The organism is Streptomyces geranii (assembly GCF_002954775.1).
Lineage (GTDB): Bacteria > Actinomycetota > Actinomycetes > Streptomycetales > Streptomycetaceae > Streptomyces > Streptomyces geranii.
Genome location: NZ_PJME01000008.1, coordinates 265534 through 281283, shown reverse-complemented (window position 1 = coordinate 281283; position 15750 = coordinate 265534). Strand labels below are relative to the sequence as shown.

General features: G+C 66.3%; 13 protein-coding genes. 8 read left to right on the top strand and 5 right to left on the bottom strand.

Translation table 11 applies throughout. The annotated features are described in order from the left end of the window. Positions 1–37 precede the first annotated feature (37 nt). The 3 genes from CW359_RS15040 (at position 38) to CW359_RS15030 (ending at position 4433) form a co-directional block, all read left to right on the top strand. Positions 38–883 (top strand): sigma factor-like helix-turn-helix DNA-binding protein, encoded by an 846-nt coding sequence (locus CW359_RS15040; RefSeq protein ID WP_105970426.1) that lies wholly within the window; start codon positions 38–40, stop codon positions 881–883. 2 nt (positions 884–885) lie between these two features. Beyond that, positions 886–1692, top strand: a complete 807-nt coding sequence (locus CW359_RS15035) for a protein phosphatase 2C domain-containing protein (RefSeq protein WP_105970425.1) — start codon at positions 886–888, stop codon at positions 1690–1692. A gap of 614 nt (positions 1693–2306) precedes the next feature. Next, on the top strand, positions 2307–4433 hold the full coding sequence (locus CW359_RS15030; RefSeq protein ID WP_105970424.1) for a KAP family P-loop NTPase fold protein: 2127 nt from the start codon (positions 2307–2309) through the stop codon (positions 4431–4433). Between the two features lie 633 nt (positions 4434–5066). Here CW359_RS15030 and CW359_RS15020 read toward each other — a convergent pair. Then, positions 5067–5711, bottom strand: a complete 645-nt coding sequence (locus tag CW359_RS15020) for a hypothetical protein (protein ID WP_105970423.1) — start codon at positions 5709–5711, stop codon at positions 5067–5069. A gap of 179 nt (positions 5712–5890) precedes the next feature. Beyond that, positions 5891–6229, bottom strand: a complete 339-nt coding sequence (locus tag CW359_RS15015) for a hypothetical protein (protein WP_105970422.1) — start codon at positions 6227–6229, stop codon at positions 5891–5893. A gap of 490 nt (positions 6230–6719) precedes the next feature. Here CW359_RS15015 and CW359_RS45825 point away from each other — a divergent pair, with 490 nt between their 5' ends. After that, a complete protein-coding gene (locus tag CW359_RS45825) occupies positions 6720–6866 on the top strand; it encodes a hypothetical protein (RefSeq protein WP_198655219.1) in 147 nt (48 codons plus the stop codon). Positions 6867–6952: 86 nt separating this feature from the next. On the opposite strand, the gene CW359_RS15010 is transcribed toward CW359_RS45825, so the two are convergent. Together CW359_RS15010 and CW359_RS15005 are read right to left on the bottom strand one after the other, a co-directional pair. Then, positions 6953–8008, bottom strand: coding sequence for an NAD(P)H-dependent amine dehydrogenase family protein (locus CW359_RS15010; protein ID WP_105970421.1), 1056 nt, complete (start codon positions 8006–8008; stop codon positions 6953–6955). 70 nt (positions 8009–8078) lie between these two features. Next, complete coding sequence (locus tag CW359_RS15005; RefSeq protein WP_105970420.1) at positions 8079–8522, bottom strand: hypothetical protein; 444 nt, start codon at positions 8520–8522, stop codon at positions 8079–8081. Positions 8523–8702: 180 nt separating this feature from the next. On the opposite strand from CW359_RS15005, the gene CW359_RS47560 reads away from it, so the two are divergent. Further along, positions 8703–9584 (top strand): calcium-binding protein, encoded by an 882-nt coding sequence (locus CW359_RS47560; RefSeq protein ID WP_105970419.1) that lies wholly within the window; start codon positions 8703–8705, stop codon positions 9582–9584. 99 nt (positions 9585–9683) lie between these two features. Here the strand turns inward: CW359_RS47560 and CW359_RS14995 are convergent, their stop codons facing one another. Next, the gene (locus CW359_RS14995) at positions 9684–12647 is read right to left on the bottom strand and encodes a SpoIIE family protein phosphatase (RefSeq protein WP_105970418.1); all 2964 of its coding nucleotides are present in this window, start codon (positions 12645–12647) and stop codon (positions 9684–9686) included. A 281-nt stretch (positions 12648–12928) separates the two neighbouring features. Between CW359_RS14995 and rutA the strand changes: the two genes are divergently transcribed. From rutA to CW359_RS14980, 3 genes are read left to right on the top strand one after another with little or no spacing between them, the layout of a single operon-like run. Continuing rightward, a complete protein-coding gene (rutA, locus tag CW359_RS14990) occupies positions 12929–14011 on the top strand; it encodes a pyrimidine utilization protein A (RefSeq protein ID WP_105970417.1) in 1083 nt (360 codons plus the stop codon). Next, a complete protein-coding gene (locus CW359_RS14985) occupies positions 14008–14652 on the top strand; it encodes an isochorismatase family protein (protein WP_105970416.1) in 645 nt (214 codons plus the stop codon). The genes rutA and CW359_RS14985 overlap by 4 nt, the downstream gene beginning before the upstream one ends. 48 nt (positions 14653–14700) lie before the next feature. After that, the gene (locus CW359_RS14980; protein ID WP_232838404.1) at positions 14701–15510 is read left to right on the top strand and encodes an ATP-grasp domain-containing protein; all 810 of its coding nucleotides are present in this window, start codon (positions 14701–14703) and stop codon (positions 15508–15510) included. Positions 15511–15750: the final 240 nt, after the last annotated feature.

The window sequence follows — 15750 nt, the reverse complement described above, 5'->3', positions numbered from 1 at the left end:
GAGTTCGACAGCCCCCCTAAGCAATGGATGGAGACTCGTGCACGAGGACATGGAGCAGGTCTCAGGGACCACCGACCCGGTCGACCGAGCCAAAGCCGCGATAGACCTGATGGCTACGTATCAGGGCTGGGTGCTGGAGTTGTCACGCATCCGGCGTGAGGCCATCGAGGAAGCACAGGCGTCCGGCATGACTCAGGCCGAGATCGCCAAGCGGCTCGGAGTGAGTCGCGGCCGGGTAGGACAACTGGCATCCGCCGGCCCACCCCCCGAACGCGCGTTCTTCGGCACGGACCTGGTGACCGTGTCGCTAGGTGGCAAGTACGAGGCCGGCAAGACCCCCGAACAGAACCCCAGCGAGGTGGTCACCAGGGAGGACATCAGCAACTTCGATCATCTGCGATCGCTGCTGAGCAGCATGAAACTTGAGAGCAAGTACGAGGTGGTCCCGCCAACCGGAATGATCAACCTCAACCGTGACAACCACGTCGTCATATGCGGCCCACGGTTGTCCCCCATCGTGGCGATGGTGCTCGAAGGGGATGACAACCTGCGGTTTGAAAAGGATCGAGCCTGGCACCTGGTGGACCAGAACACGGGTCAGCAGTTCCGGTCTCCGATGGATGAGGACGGCACGGCCGGTGACTTCGGTTACCTCGGTCGACTCCCCCGTCTGGACGGCAAGGGGACGTTCCTGTACATCGCAGGAGTCCACGCGATCGGCGCGAACGGCGTTGTTCACTACCTGGAGAACAACTTGGCAGAGCTGTACCGAGAGGTGCGTACGCGTCGCTTCTCGACACTCATTTCATGCCGCTACGATCCGAAGACGCTTGACGTGCTGGAGAGTCGGCGTGTCACCCCGTTGTATCGACATGAGGCGTGATCATGCGAGTCTCCATCGACACCCACCCTGGCGGGGCCAATCCCAATGAAGACTGGGTGGCTGGTACGTCCACGCTCGCCATCGTGCTGGACGGACTGAGTACGGCGGGTCTGAACACGGGATGCCGTCACGGCGTCCCGTGGTACGTCGCGCGGCTCGGTAGTCAGCTTGTGGCCGCACTCGCAGCGCCAGAACGGCCGCTCTCAGAGGGGTTGGCTGATGCTCTCGAACAGGTCGCCGCGATGCACCCCGAGTGCGACCTGAACAATCCGGGGACACCCTCAGCCACGGTCGCAGTCCTGCGGCATCGGGACAGAGACCTTGACCACCTCGTTCTCGCAGACTCGCCGATCGTCATCGAGGGCCATGCGGACTACTCGGTGATCACGGATCTACGCGTCGACGACGTTCTTCCCCATCTGAGAGCCGAGGTCGAACAGCACGAGACGGACACACCGGAGCACAAGGAAGCCCTGAAACGCTTCGTGCATGCTCAGCGACAGATCCGCAACACCGCAGACGGTTACTGGGTCGCTTCGGCCGGCCCGGAAGCGGCTGAGCACGCGCTGACCGGAACGACGCCGCTCCGAGACGCACAAGCCGCACTCGTCATGTCCGACGGTGTCTCCCGGCTCGTCAGCGAGTACAAAATGGCGACATGGTCTGAGGTTTTCGCGACCCTCCGCACCGGTGGACCCCGCGAGCTGATCGACAATGTACGGAAGGTTGAGGCGACGGACCCGACCGGTCGCCGATGGCCACGCTACAAGTCCGGCGACGATGCCGCACTGGCCTTCTGCCAGTGGTGATTGCGTCCGCCATGACCGCCGCCCGGATGGCTGAGCCGTACCCTGAGTTGCTGGCAGCCAGCTCTCATCTGCTCGCGGTCGGACGGGCACCTACCGCCGCCAACCGCTGGCGATTCACCTCATGATCGCTGGTCTGCGGGCCATATGCGGGCCAGCAACACGCGAAACGCTCGGTGCCGGTACGCTGTACCCGCTCCGCCCCTGGTGAGCGGGACGTAGGTGGGTTGCCCGAGCGGCCTAAGGGAACGGTCTTGAAAGCCGTCGCCGCATGAGCCCGGTGAACTTCCCACCCCTCCACAAAGGCCCACGCCCGACGCGAGCTGCCCGTATGAAGCTTGGGGAGGCACCCTTTGGCTGGGGTGGTCGGCTCCACAGCTTTAGGCAAGTCACCATGGGGCGAGCCTCGAAGATCATGGTCCCAACGTCGTGCCCCAACTGGCCGGTCTACGGACTGCCGACTCGCCGGAAGCTTACAGAGCCATGATCACTCGTCTCAAAGCCGCTCCGTCAACCTAGATGTGCACCTTTCTGACTGAAGAACCACAACCTCCGGACAACGTCGCCGCTGCGGCATAGGCTGCGACTCCGCCGTGCCTCTCAAGTCAGGTGATGTCATGACTGATCCGCTCCTCGGCAACAACGATCAATCGGCCCTATTCACAGGTGACGACCCCATTCTCAGCTCCGGCGACGACCTTCTAAACCGGTCACGCCTGGCAATTGCCATAGCCGACGAAGTACGGGAGATGAATGCCCAACGCGGCGCTGTAGTAGCTATTACTGGAAAGTGGGGGACTGGCAAAACTTCGCTACTAAACCTGACCGCGAATATCCTACGCGAACAAGATTCCATCCAAGTTATCGATTTCAACCCTTGGTTCTTCTCAGGGACCGATCAGCTAATGCGGTTCTTTTTCGATGAAATGACCAGGCAGCTAAGAAGTGAAAGGAGCGGAAAAAAACGACTCAAGGATGCTACTGCGAGTATCGCCGAGAAGTTCAGCAGGTACTCCACGTCGCTATCTCCGGTCAAATTCATCCCGGGCGTCGGGCAAATATTTGACGCTGCACAGAAGACTGCAGAAGGAGTGTCTCAAGCACTTGCCACAAGTGTCCACGACCAAAGAATCGAAATCTCCGAAGCTTTGAGTAGTCTAGACGGAAGAATCGTTGTCCTAATCGACGATATCGACCGACTCACGCGCCAAGAGATCCGCGACCTATTCCGACTTGTTCGACTCAACGGCTCCTTCCCAAACGTCGTTTACCTTCTATGCTTTGACAGGCAGGTGGTAGAAAATGCTCTGGGCGAAGAAGGGCTAAATGGTGCCGCCTATCTAGAGAAGATCGTAAAGACGTCCGTCGAAGTACCGCCGGCTGCAGACGAGGCTCTTGCTTCCGTTCTTCGCATAGGGATGCTTACGGCTCTAACCAATGCAACAATCACAGCGCCGGACGAGAACCGGTTCCCGGACGTTTTTTGGCAAGTAGTGAGGCCTCTTTTCTCCACGGTCAGGGATGTAAAGAGGTTCTTGTCGTCACTCACGCTCACAGTCCGTTCTGCGGCTGGCGAGGTGGCCATTCCAGATCTCGTAGCCCTCGAAGCAGTCCGCGTGATGAAACCGGCCGCACATGATCTAATATCGCAGAACGTTCGCGCGCTGACAGCGATCCACAGCTGGCAATCGGAAACACGCAACCAAGCCATTTTGGCTGCTGACGCTGAAGTAGTGACTGCCCTCCAGGCAGAGCTACCAGATGACGTGGGGCGGGCCATAATTCGGTTCGTCTTTCCAGCAGCTCAGGTCCACACGGAAAACATGTGGCACGGCAACGATTCCCTACAAGAATGGCGCCGCGACCGTCGAGTGGCACACGCTACTGTTCTAAAGTATTACTTGCATCGCGAGTTGCCGTCTGGCGCTGCTCCGAGCAGTCAGGTTGACTCGATTGTTTATGCAACAGGAGATGAACAAGAATTCAGAAATGCCCTTTCCGCCATCCCGGATCTTCACCTAGAAGACGCACTCGACCGCTTCCTTTCACATGTGGAAACGATCGATATTAGTCGCATCCCGCCAATCGTGGTCGCTCTGTTGGACCTACTCCCCCGATTTAGTGAGGAGTCATCTGGCATGTTCGACCTCGGCAGGCGTGAATATACCGCACTTCGGCCAGCGAAAAAACTGATGCAGAGAGTTGAACCAGAAAATGCGGACCTCGTGGCACGGGTAGTTTATCAAGCCACCAAAAGTCCATATGCGCGTCTCAGATTCCTCTCCTTGGTGGGGAAGCAGCAGCATTCGGAAGGACAAGTAATCACCCCAGAGCTTGAAGCTGAACTTCGAGCCGACCTACAAGAGTACCTGAAGTCAGCACCTGCCGATGCTCTGCAAACGGAGAGAGAGTTGCTTCTAACGGTGGTTCAGGCAATCGATTGCGATGCCGAGTCAGGAGAACTCGCTATCGCATCAGCTGATTCACCAAACGTGACCGCTAGACTCCTCGAAACGGCACTTTCCCCCAGTAAGCGCAACACCCTTGGCAGTGTTGTCGTTAATTCTGAGGATAGACTCGCTTGGGAACCTCTTATTTCTGTTTATGGTGGCGAAAGTAGACTTTCTTCTGCAGTCGACCAGCTCAAAGAATCGATCGGGAACCAAGAAGTTAGCGTGCGCCTTCAGAGAGCTCTCGCTACTTTCGATCTCTATGCGACAGGTTGGAGGCCTAGCGACTTCTGACGTTGCGGAGGAGTGGTGCCCCTGACGCTGTCGCTCAGTCTCAACGGCAGTCTCATCCCTGGTAGTTCGTGCTCGTTCAAGGCCGTGTCAGCAGACTGCGACACACAGGATCTGAACGGGTCTGAACTACCAGGAACGGCAACCAGCAGAGTTGGAAAGCGTGTTGGGGGCAACCCCTCACGAGTTCGAATCTCGTATCCTCCGCCAGTGCCTCACCGGGCACGATGTCGAAGGGCCCCGCTGTTCGCAGCGGGGCCCTTCGACATCGAGGGTGCGGTTGCTGAGATCAGACAGCGGGAGACTGCTGGTCCGGCCGGGTTCGGCGCAGTCTTCACGGTGTAGTGACCCCGGTGGCTCTCCGCCTCCCAGACCGTGGAGCCTTGACGGTTGATGACCATGCGCTGAGTCGTGAGCATGAGTGCGTCGAGCACCACGATCGGCAGTTCAGGGGTTGAGCCGGGCAGCTTCTCTTCTTCTTCCAGGTTCCTGGCGAGCGCGGCCGACCGCGAGTTCAGAGCCACGAACTGCCGAAGCTCCGTTGCAGACAGGCGATTTGAGGTCGCGCCTGTCTCAACGGAGCTTCTGCACGTTCGGTCACACTTTTCTGGAGCGCCTCGGCGTGGATATCTGGATTCAGGTGATCGTGGCCGGCACCCAGACCCCCTCACGGGTCGGCCCGAATGTGGCCGGCTCATCTCGGCTGTCGTTGATCCAGCGGTCGTAGGCGCCCACGCCCTCCAACCGGATTCCGAAGTGATACATCGGGTCGGCGAAGACGATGAAGTGATTCTCGAACTCGAACTCTGCGCACCTCACCGTTCCGCTGCCAGGTACGGACTCGTTGTTGAGTGCATAGCGAATCCGTGTGATCCGATACTCGGAGTGGGAGTCGGCAAGGAAGGAATCGCCGCAGGAAGCGAGCGTGAACTCCTCGTCCTCGCCCTGGAGCGCCGGAGAAGGTTCGGTCGCCGTGACCAGGCTCATGGCCAACTGTCCGTGATTGCCGACCGAGTCGAGCCGGAAGTATCCCTCGTCAAGGGCCAGGTAGACGCTGTCCGCCAGCGGCGTGAACCGTGGAACGGCCTCATCACGGTCGACGAAGCCGGGTACTTGGACGTCCCGGATCCTCCGCCTGGCCAAGGGCTCGAACACGGAGTGGATCTCATGCACCGGCTTGCTCCTCACCTGCGAATGCGCTTTGAAGTTCCTGCCGGCGGTGAGGAGCGTCAGGCATGGAATCTTCGGAACGTCGTTGGACTGGGTGAGCGAACTCGCCATCTGCGCTGTACCGGCCGTCCGGGCGAGTGATTCTCCCAAGGTGCATAGCGATTTAGAGAGTGCCGTTCCCAACGAAAGTCCCGCAAGCACCCTTCCGGAATCGTCGGCGTCGGCGACCTCAACGGCGACGGCTCCTTCAGTCCCCTCATCGCCGTCTCCATCGTTGCGTCAGTTGTGCGTCACTGCTCGCAGTCGTTCCACAGGGCCGCGAGGCGGGGCGGGATCTGGGTGATGGCGGCGCAGCCGTCGGGGTCGGCGGGGAAACCGTCGCTTGCCGTGTAGCGCCAGCCGGTGTCGGGGCGGTCGACGAAGTACTTCATCGCGGCTCCGTCGTCCTGGAGGGCGACCTGCTCCGTCTCCGTGCTGCCGGGAGTGAGCTGGAATCGGGTTCCGGCATAGAGGGTTCCGTCACAACTGCCGTAGTAGAACGTGCCCTTGACCGGAGCGATGTGGACGAGAGGTGGTTGGGTCCGGTCGCGGTAGGCCGCCGTGACGTCGGCCTTGGTGGTGGGCGCCACCGGCAGTGACCGGCAGCCACCGCCAGACGTGGCCGCCGAAGTACCCGGCGACGCTGACGCCGTGGCCGACGGCGAGGGGGTTCGTGCCGTGTCGTGCGGTGGGCTGCTGTTCGGTGTGCAGCTCGTGAGCAGGGCCGTCGCCGTGGCGGCCACGCCCAGAGCCGCAGCGCGGGACAAGCGACGGGAACGGTTCCGGTGCGCCATTTCGCACCATCCTCTCTGATACATCCAGACAGGCCCGAGATGGCGTAACTCGGATACGTTCTCCCGGTCTTGTACATCAAGACGTCGCACCACGCACCACGGTTTCACCACGGTCGGCAAAGCCGTCGGCTCCGTCAGCTCCTTCGGCGGGGAGTCGGTGAGCGTCGTCATCCACGCATAAAGGGGAGCGAACCGGACGATTGCGGTGGAGAGGCAGGCGTCGGGTGGCTGCGGCCGGTGACGATGGGTGGGCATGCGACACCTTCGGCCGGACAGGTGGGGGCTCATGGGCAAGCAGGTCAAGTGCGGGTCGACCAACACCAAGACCGGCAAGCGGTGCCAGAAGCCGGCGATGATCGGCTACTCCCGCTGCCAGTTGCACCGGGGCGAGTGGACCCCGCCGCAGCAGAAGAAGACGAAGAAGAGGCGTTGATCTTCGTCTCCGTCTCGTCTTCGTTCCGCCCCCTTCTCTCCTCCCTCTCCTCCCTCCTCCCCCTCCTCCCCCTCCTCCCTCCTCCCTCAGCCCAACCTCGCCCTGACCCCCGCCATATCCACCGTCGTCCGAATCCCCGGCGCCGAAGCGCACACCACCGGAACCGCGTTCACCGCCCGGTTCGCCGTGTAGCCGGGGGACATCGCCGCCATCCGTTCCAGCGGGACCGCCAGGCGGATGTCCACGTCGAGGGGGGCGTCTCCCTCGACCGACAGGTGCCAGCCTGTGGGGCGGATGTCCCAGGCGGGGTCGAGGTCGGGCGTGCAGTACCAGGTGGCCCGGAACTGGAGGAGCGGTTCCGGGCCGCGCAGGCCCGTGACCGTCATTCGCTGTGCTGCCACCGTGCCCGGCTCCAGCGTGCCCGCCGCGATCGTGGTCGGGTGGGCTGCCGTCGCCGCCTCGGCCGTTGCCGTGATCGCGTCCAGCGGCAGGCCGAGGGCGTCCGCGAGGAGGCTCAGGGACGGGCCGAAGCTGTCGCGTACGTGGGCCACGCGGGCCTCGTCGAAGTCGGCGGGGGCGCTGCCGAACCCCATGACGTCGAACAGCATGCCCGGGGAGTCGCGGCGCGACAGGTCGGCGTACTCGTCGATGGTCAGGCGGTCCAGGCGGCGTTGGATCGACGTCAGGACGAGCGGGACGGCCTCGGTGATGAAGCCGGGGCTGCTGCCCGTGCTGTGGATCGAGGTGCCGCCCCGTGCGCAGGCGGCCTCGACCCGGTCCCGTATCGCCGGGTCCATGCTCGGGGGGTGGTGGAACTCGCCTCTCGTCGTCACCACGTTCGCGCCCGACTCCAGGATTCGGCAGACCTCGTCCACGTCGCAGGCGCGTGGCATGTAGAGGACGCAGTCGGCGCCGAGGGCGAGGATCTCGTCCATGTCGTGCGTCGATCTGATGCCCGTAGGCTCCGCTCCGCACAGGTCGCCCGCGTCTCTGCCCGCCTTCTCCGGGGAGTGGACGTAGACGCCTGCCAGGGACATGCCGGGGTGGCCCAGTACGGCTCGTAGTGCGCCGGTGCCTATGTTGCCCGTGGCCCACTGCACGACCCTGAGCCCTTTGTCCGTAAGGGAGTTGCCTCGATCCATGTCCACCTCGCTGTGGGTCCGGTCGAGCAGGAGTTCGCCCCGTGCTCCTTAGCCTCCCCCTCGGTTCCGCTCACCGAACGGTGACCCTCGGCACACTGGTCGTCCGCCCGCGCCGTCGGTCCCGTACCGGCCAGAAGAGGACGTACGACGTCGAGACGACGACGAAGCCCAGGCGGACCAGGCCCCGGGCCGTGTCGTCGGGGACGGTGAAGACGCTGCCGTACAGGGTGATCAGGGCGATCCAGCTCCACCACGGGACCAGGCGGCGCTGGCCGATCACGTCCCAGAGCAGGGTGCCCAGGAGGACCGAGGCCGTGTAGTACGTGTAGACGCCGGGGTCCAGGGCTATGTGGGCGTAGAGGTTCAGGCCGCCGTCGGGGCTCTCCGGGCTCTCGTAGATCAACTCCCCGCCGGTGCGCAGGTAGTGCCAGGAGAAGCCGCCGTGCGGTTCGACGAGGGCGAACCACAGGACCGTCCAGGCGGTGAGCAGCACGAGGTGCGTCCGCTGGCCCATGACCGGCACGTGCTCCTCGTCCTCTCGCCTCGCTCGGCCCCCTTCCTCCCCAACTCCCCCTCCTATAGAGGGACGAACGGTCACGAAGGTTCGCTCCGGAGTACAACCTCCGTCCCTGATCCGCTGTCTAACGGGTAATCAGAATCCACCTCACGACACCCGCGAAGGGGCTGCTCCCGCATGCCTACGAACAGCGTCGACAGAAGGGTCGCGATCAGTACGACCGCTGCCCTCACCCTCACTCTCGCCCTGGGCGCCGCCGCGCTCACGGTCCCGGCCGCCCAGGCGGCCACCCCGAGCGCCGCCACGCTGCGGCACACGAACGGCGAGCTCTGGTACAAGGGCGCCGCCGGCCAGACGAACCGGCTGACGGTCTCGATGAGGATCGAGACCCGCGACAACGAGTCCGACTCCTACTACATCCTCACCTTCCGCGACCGCGCCCCCATCACGATCGACAAGAGCGCGGCCGACAAGGACGAGTGCGTCTACCCGTCGGCCACCGACCGCACGGTCGCGCGCTGCGCGGTCCACATCCCGGTGGGCTCGGACGACTCCGACATCTACGACGTCGACCTGGGCGACGGCAACGACACCGCGACGATCGCCGCCAACAACCACGCCTACGCCACGATCTACGGCGGCAAGGGCAACGACGTGCTGGTGGGCAACGGTTACACCGTGCTGTACGGCCAGGACGGCAGCGACCGTACGGTCGGCGGCGGCGGGGTCTGGGGTCTCGGCGCGTGGGGCGGGGCCGGGAACGACGTCCAGACCGGCTGCTCGGTCGCCTGCTACGGCGGCGCGGGCAACGACTCCCTCACCGGCGACGTCGACGAGGACGGGGCGGACAACATCCTCAACGGCGGTGACGGCAACGACGTCCTGCGCGGAAAGTCGGGCGACGACGTCCTCTACGGCGGCAAGGGCAACGACCGCCTCTACGGCGACGCCGGCAACGACACCCTGTGGGGCAACAGCGGCAACGACGTCCTGTACGGCGGCGCGGGCAAGGACAAACTGTCCGGCGGCCCGGGATCGGACAGGGTTTACCAGAACTAGCCTGTCTTCAGGGGCGCGGGGCTGTATCGATCTGCGGCTCCGCCGCGGGGCGCGGCCAGCCCGCCACCGCCCCGCAGCGAACCAACTACCGGAGAGGGCTCAGTTCAGGTCACCGAGCCCTCTCAACTCCGGAAAGTCGTCGAACTCCCCGGGGTTCAGGAACATCAACTCCAGCGCGTCCGCCGCCACTTCCCCCCGCCCGCTCTCCGGCGGCTGCAACGCCTGCTCGGTCCAGATGCACTTGCCGTTGCGCGTGTACCGAGTCCCCCACCGCTGCGACAGCGCGGTGATCAGCTGCAGCCCCCGCCCCCCTTCGTCCGTCTCCGTCGCCCGGCGGATCCGCGGCATCGTCAGACTCCCGTCGAACACCTCGCAGATCAGCTCCGCGCCGTGCAGCAACCGGAGTTGGAGCGGGCCCTTGGCATGCCGTACGACGTTGCCGACCAGCTCGCTCGCCAGGAGTTCCGTCGTCGCGGTGAGGTCGTCCAGGCCCCAGAGGGCGAGCTGTTCGCGGACGTGGCGACGGGCCTGGCCGGCCGCCCGTGGGTCCTCGGGCAGCGGCCAGGAGGCGACCCGGTCGCCGGTCAGGGCGTGCAGGCGGGCGATGAGGACTGCCGCGTCGTCCACGTTCGGCTGGTCGGCGGGGAGCAGTCCCGCGGTGAGCCGGTCGCAGAGCCGGCCGAGGTCGCCCTGTTCACCGGCCTCGTACGCACCTCTTAAGAGGCGGGCCAGCTGTCCCATGCCCTCGTCGATCTCGCGCTTCGACGACTCGACCAGGCCGTCCGTGTACAGCACCAGCAGGCTGCCCTCGGGGACCTTCAACTCGACTGTCTCGAAGGGGGGTTCGGCGGCGCCGAGCGGCGGGTCGGCGGTCAGGTCGGGGAAGTAGACCGTGCCGTCGGGGTGGACGACCGCCGGCGGGGGATGGCCGGCCCGGGCGATGGAACAGGTCTGGGTGATGGAGTCGTAGAGGGCGTACAGACAGGTCACGTACGACTCCTCGCCCATGTTGGCGACGATGTCGTTGAGGTGGCTCATGATCTCGTCGGGCGGCAGTTCGAGGTCGGCGAGGGTGTGGACGGCGGTGCGCAGCCGGCCCATGGTGGCCGCCTGGGGCAGGCCGTGGCCCATGACGTCGCCGACGACGAACGCGACCTGGCCGCCGGAGAGCGGGATGACGTCGTACCAGTCGCCGCCGACGTCCACGCCCTGGGCGGCGGGGAGGTAGCGGGCGGCGGACGTGCACGCGGGCAGGTCGGGCAACTCGCTGGGCAGCAGGGCGCGTTGGAGTTCGCGGGAGCGGCTGCGCTCGTCGTCGTAGAGCCGGGCCCGGGCCAGGGCCTGGGCGACGAGGGCGCTGATCGTGGTGAGGAGGGTGCGTTCCTCGTCGGTGAAGCCGCGCGGGAGGTCGAAGCTGATCGAGCAGACGCCGAAGGTGTTGCCGGACGCGGTCAGCGGCAGGAACGCCCAGGCCTGTTTGCCGCTGCGCCGGGGCAGGCCGGTCAGCGCGGGGTAGTGGGCGGCGAACTCGTCCGCGGACGAGAAGAACGCGGGGGTCTCGGTGGCGATCACGTCGCAGCTGGGCCAGCCGGGAGTCAGCGGGGCGTCGCTGATGATGTTCAGGAAGGATTCCTCGTAGCCGATGGCCCCGACGGTGCACAGCCGGTCGTTCTCGATGGTCTGGACGATGAGGCCGGCGGCGGCGAACGGCGGCAGTACGCGCCGCGCGACCGCGTCGACGACGTCCCGCGCGGTGGTCGCCTTGGCCAGGGCTGCGGTCAACTCCGCTATGCGGGCGGCGCGTTCGGACGCGGCGCGTTCGGCGGCCTGGCTCTCCTCGGCGAGCCGGCGCTTCTCGGTGACGTCCTGGAGGTAGAGGGTGCGGCCGTCGGGGCCCGGGACCAGGCGGAGGTGGTAGCGGCGGCCGGTGCCGGGCACCCGGATGTCGAAGCCGGCCGGCTTGTCCTCGGCGGCGGCCTTGCGGCAGCGCCGTTCCAGGCCGGGCAGTTGGCGCACGGTGGGGAGGTCCCACAGGACGCGCCCGAACAGCTCCTCCTCGGAGAGGCCGAGGGTGCGTTCGGCCTCCAGGTTGGCGAAGGTGATCCGCCAGGTGTCGTCGACCGCGAGGAAGCCGTCGCTCATGTGCCGCAGGGCGCGGCCGAGGGCGTCGCGGGCGGTGCGCGACTCGTTGCTGTCCCAGCCCATGCCGATCATGCGCAGGGGCTCGCCGTTCTCGTCGTACGTGGCCCGGCCGCGCGCCTGGTGCCAGCCGTACGTCCCGTCCAGGCCCCGTACGCGGTACTCGGCCTCGAACACCGTGTGGCCGCGGATGGCCTGGTCGACGAGGGCGAGGGTGGGGCCGAGGTCGTCGGGGTGGACGCAGCGCATCCAGTTCTCGACGCGGGCGGTGTACTCCTCGGGCCGGGTGCCGTACAGCTCCAACGCGGCCTCGTCCCAGATGAGTTCGCCGTTGGTGATGTGCCAGTCCCAGGAGCCGACCCGGACCTCCTTGAGGGCCTGGCGCAGCCGGTCGCCGCTCAGCTCGGAGTGCACGGGGCCGGCCGGCGGGGGCGCCTGGACCATGCGCTCCTCGCTCCAGGCGACGACGGCGCGCAGGAACCGCCACTGGGCGGACGTCGGTTCGCCGTTGTCGCCCGTGATGACGGTGAGGGCGCCGATGCTGCGCTCGCCGCGGATGACGGGCACGGCGGCGAGTCCGCTGCCCGGAATGGGCGCGCGGGACGGGCAGATGGGGACCGTGGGGTCGGCGCGCTCGGCGGCCACGCCCGGGATCCACACGCCGTGACCGGTGCGGTACTCCTGCTGGAGGGCGCGGGCGGGGGCCAGCGGGCCCTCCTGGTCGATGATCTCCCAGGGGCCGGTGAGGGCCGTGGGCAGCCCGGTGGCCGAGACCAGGCGCAGGGCCGACATCGGGCCACGGAGGTGGATCGTCCCCCCGAGCGCGCCCAGCTCCGCCACCGAGTGCTGGAGAGCCAGTCGGAAGACCTCGCTCTCGGCAACCCCGGGGTCCACCGAGCTGAGCAGTGCCAGCCGTGCGTTCATGCTTGAAGTTTTACCGTTTCCATCCCACCTGATGCGCGACTTTGCAGGAATCTCACCGACACCCACAGCCACCTTCACCAGCCCGTACGAGTGCCGCAGAAGCATCAACAGCCGTGATTCTGGGGCAAGTTGTGCGACATTTCACTGTCACGGCACCGATGTAGCGTGCCGTTGACGGACAGTTGAGATTTGAACGTAACTGACCGACAAGGACTTCACTTTGCCCGCAGAGGTTCGTGGAACGACTGCGGAACGACCTGGAACGACTGAGGAGTGGTGGCATGGACATCGGTGTTTTCATCCCCATCGGCAACAACGGCTGGCTGATCTCGAAGAGCGCGCCCCAGTACCTGCCGAGCTTCGACCTCAACAAGGCGATCGTGCAGAAGGCGGAGGCCCACGACCTGGACTTCGCCCTGTCGATGATCAAACTCAAGGGCTTCGGCGGCGAGACGGAGTTCTGGGATCACAACCTGGAGTCGTTCACGCTGATGGCGGGCCTGGCGGCGGTCACCGACCGCATCAAGCTCTACGCCTCGACCCCGATCCTGGCCCTGCCGCCCGCGATCGTCGCGCGCATGGCGGTCACGGTCGACTCGATCGCCCCCGGCCGCTTCGGCATCAACATCGTGACGGGCTGGGCGCCCGGCGAGTACGCGCAGATGGGCCTGTGGCCCGGCGACGACCACTTCGGCAACCGCTACGGCCGCGCCGTCGAGTACGTCACCGTGATGAAGGACCTGTGGCGCGACGGCGTCAGCAACTTCAAGGGCGAGTTCTACGAGATGGACGACTGCGTCCTCTCGCCGCGCCCGGAGAACGGCCACATCGACATCGTGGCGGCCGGGCAGAGCGGCACCGGCATGAAGTTCGCGGCCGAGCACGCCGAGTACAACTTCATCCTGGGCAGCGGCGTGAACACCCCCACGGCCCTCTCCGGCAGCACGGCGACGCTGGTGGAGGAGGCGGAACGGACCGGCAGGGACGTAGGAGCCCTCTCCCTGTTCATGATCATCGCGGCCGAGACGGACGAGGAGGCCCAGGCCACCTGGCAGGACTACCACGACAACGCCGACCGCGCGGCGCTGGCGTACATGGCCGGTGAGACGGAGGCGGACACGACGTCCACGGGCACGTCGACGGCGCGGACGATCGCGCTGCCCGAGGGCGCGGTCAACTTCAACATGGGGACGCTGGTGGGCTCTTACGAGAGCGTGGCGAGGATGCTCGACGAGGTCGCGGCGGTGCCGGGCACGAAGGGGATCATGCTGGTCTTCGACGACTTCCTGGAGGGCCTGGAGAACTTCGGCACCCGCATCCAGCCGCTGATGAAGTCGCGTGCGGGTAGGGGGAGTTCGGCGTGAGCCCGACGGGTTCCCGGGAAGACGACTACCAACGGGCGGGGCTGGCGGGCGAGTTGACGCCGGGCAGCTCCCCCGCCCTCCTCCTCGTGGACCCGGCCAGGGCGTACGTCGATCCGGCCTGCCCCCTCTACGCGGGGGCGGGCGCGGAGAACGCGGCGGAGGCGATGCGGGACCTGCTGGCATCGGCCCGGGACGCACGGATCCCCGTAATCGTGACGCGGGTCATCCTCCGCCCCGACGGCGGCGACGGAGGCGTCTTCTACCGCAAGGTGCCGAGCCTGCGGGCGTTCGTCGAGGGGAGCCCGTACGGGGAGTTCATCGAGGGGCTGGCACCGGCGGACTCGGACCTGACGGTGACGAAGCAGTACCCGAGCGCCTTCTTCGGCACCGCGCTGTCCGCGTACCTCACCTCCCACGGCATCGACACCCTCCTCATCGCCGGCCTGACGACCAGCGGTTGCGTACGGGCGACGGCGCTCGACGCCATGCAGCACGGGTTCGTCCCGGTGGTCGTCGAGGAGGCCGTGGGGGACCGGGATCCGGGGGTGCACGCGGCGAATCTGTTCGACATCCGGCACAAGATCGGTGAGGTTTGGGGGGTGGGGCGGGTGAGGGAGTACCTGTCCCGGGACGGAACCTGACGCACGAGGGGACGGCTGGTGAGCGGCGACGGACGGCGGCGGGGTCCGGTGTTCCTGACCTCGGGACAGCGGACCAGTACGACGGTGCTGCTCGCGGAGGCGGCGGCCGGGCGGGGCATGGAGGTGCGGTCGCTGGGCGAGCCGGGGGTCTCGCCGGCGTCGCTGGCCGGGCGGGCGGTGCACTGGTACGGGGGCCCGCTGGCGGCCGACCGGATCGCCGCCCCGCTCTGCCTCGGCCTGCTCGAACCGCCGGACGGCTGGCTGGCCGGGCTGCCGGAGGAGTACACCGGGCGCCGCGTGCGGCTGACGACGCTCGCGGAGGCGTGGCAGGGCCGGCACCCGGTGTTCGCGAAGCCCCCGAGCGACAAGTCCTTCCCGGCGGCGGTGTACGCCGACGGCTCGCGACTGCCCCGTACGGGCACGGGAGTTGGCCCTCGGACACCGGTGTTGGTGTCGGAGGTCGTCACCTTCGCCGTCGAGTACCGCCTGTTCGTGCTGGACGGGCGGGTGTCGGCGGGGAGCCGTTACGCGGTGTACGGCCACCTGGACCCCGCACCACTCGACGGGGACGAACGCGAGCGGGAGGTACGGGAGTTCGCCGACCGCCTGCTCACGGAGCAACGGCACTCCTTGCCGAGCGCGGTCACTGTCGACGTCGGCCTCGTCCAAGACCCCGACCGGGGCGGGCGTGAGCGGTGGGCTGTGGTGGAGGCCAACATGCCTTGGTTCTCGCACAGTTACGCGGCGGGGGTGGAGGGCGTGCTGGATGTTGTGCTGCGGGCTGCGGGGCCTTGGGGGTTGGTGGGGCGGGGGGATGTGGGGTTTTTGAGGGGGGTGGTGGGGGCGGGGGGTTCGTGAGGGGGGTTCTGGGGTGAGGGGGCACGAGGGGCGCTGGAAGCAGGGGCGACTCCGGCTCCGCCAGCGTCAGGGACGGGGACAGCGGCAGCGGCAGCGGCAGCGGCAGCGGCATGCTCAGGCGTTCCACCACTCGTCGGTGCCGCAGCCGACCTCGTAGTGCCACCAGCCCTCCTCCTGGCCCCGCGCAAGAAGGGCCTTGATCCCGGCGAAGTCCTCGCTGAAGACCTCGCCGCCGAGCCG

What these genes read in the sequence shown, in the direction of transcription:
- CW359_RS15035 (WP_105970425.1), top strand. Translation starts at nt 886, where the DNA reads ATGCGAGTCTCCATCGACACCCACCCTGGCGGGGCCAATCCCAATGAA.
- CW359_RS15030 (WP_105970424.1), top strand. Translation starts at nt 2,307, where the DNA reads ATGACTGATCCGCTCCTCGGCAACAACGATCAATCGGCCCTATTCACA.
- CW359_RS15020 (WP_105970423.1), bottom strand. Translation starts at nt 5,711, where the DNA reads ATGGCGAGTTCGCTCACCCAGTCCAACGACGTTCCGAAGATTCCATGC.
- CW359_RS45825 (WP_198655219.1), top strand. Translation starts at nt 6,720, where the DNA reads ATGGGCAAGCAGGTCAAGTGCGGGTCGACCAACACCAAGACCGGCAAG.
- CW359_RS15010 (WP_105970421.1), bottom strand. Translation starts at nt 8,008, where the DNA reads ATGGATCGAGGCAACTCCCTTACGGACAAAGGGCTCAGGGTCGTGCAG.
- CW359_RS15005 (WP_105970420.1), bottom strand. Translation starts at nt 8,522, where the DNA reads ATGGGCCAGCGGACGCACCTCGTGCTGCTCACCGCCTGGACGGTCCTG.
- CW359_RS47560 (WP_105970419.1), top strand. Translation starts at nt 8,703, where the DNA reads ATGCCTACGAACAGCGTCGACAGAAGGGTCGCGATCAGTACGACCGCT.
- CW359_RS14995 (WP_105970418.1), bottom strand. Translation starts at nt 12,647, where the DNA reads ATGAACGCACGGCTGGCACTGCTCAGCTCGGTGGACCCCGGGGTTGCC.
- rutA (WP_105970417.1), top strand. Translation starts at nt 12,929, where the DNA reads ATGGACATCGGTGTTTTCATCCCCATCGGCAACAACGGCTGGCTGATC.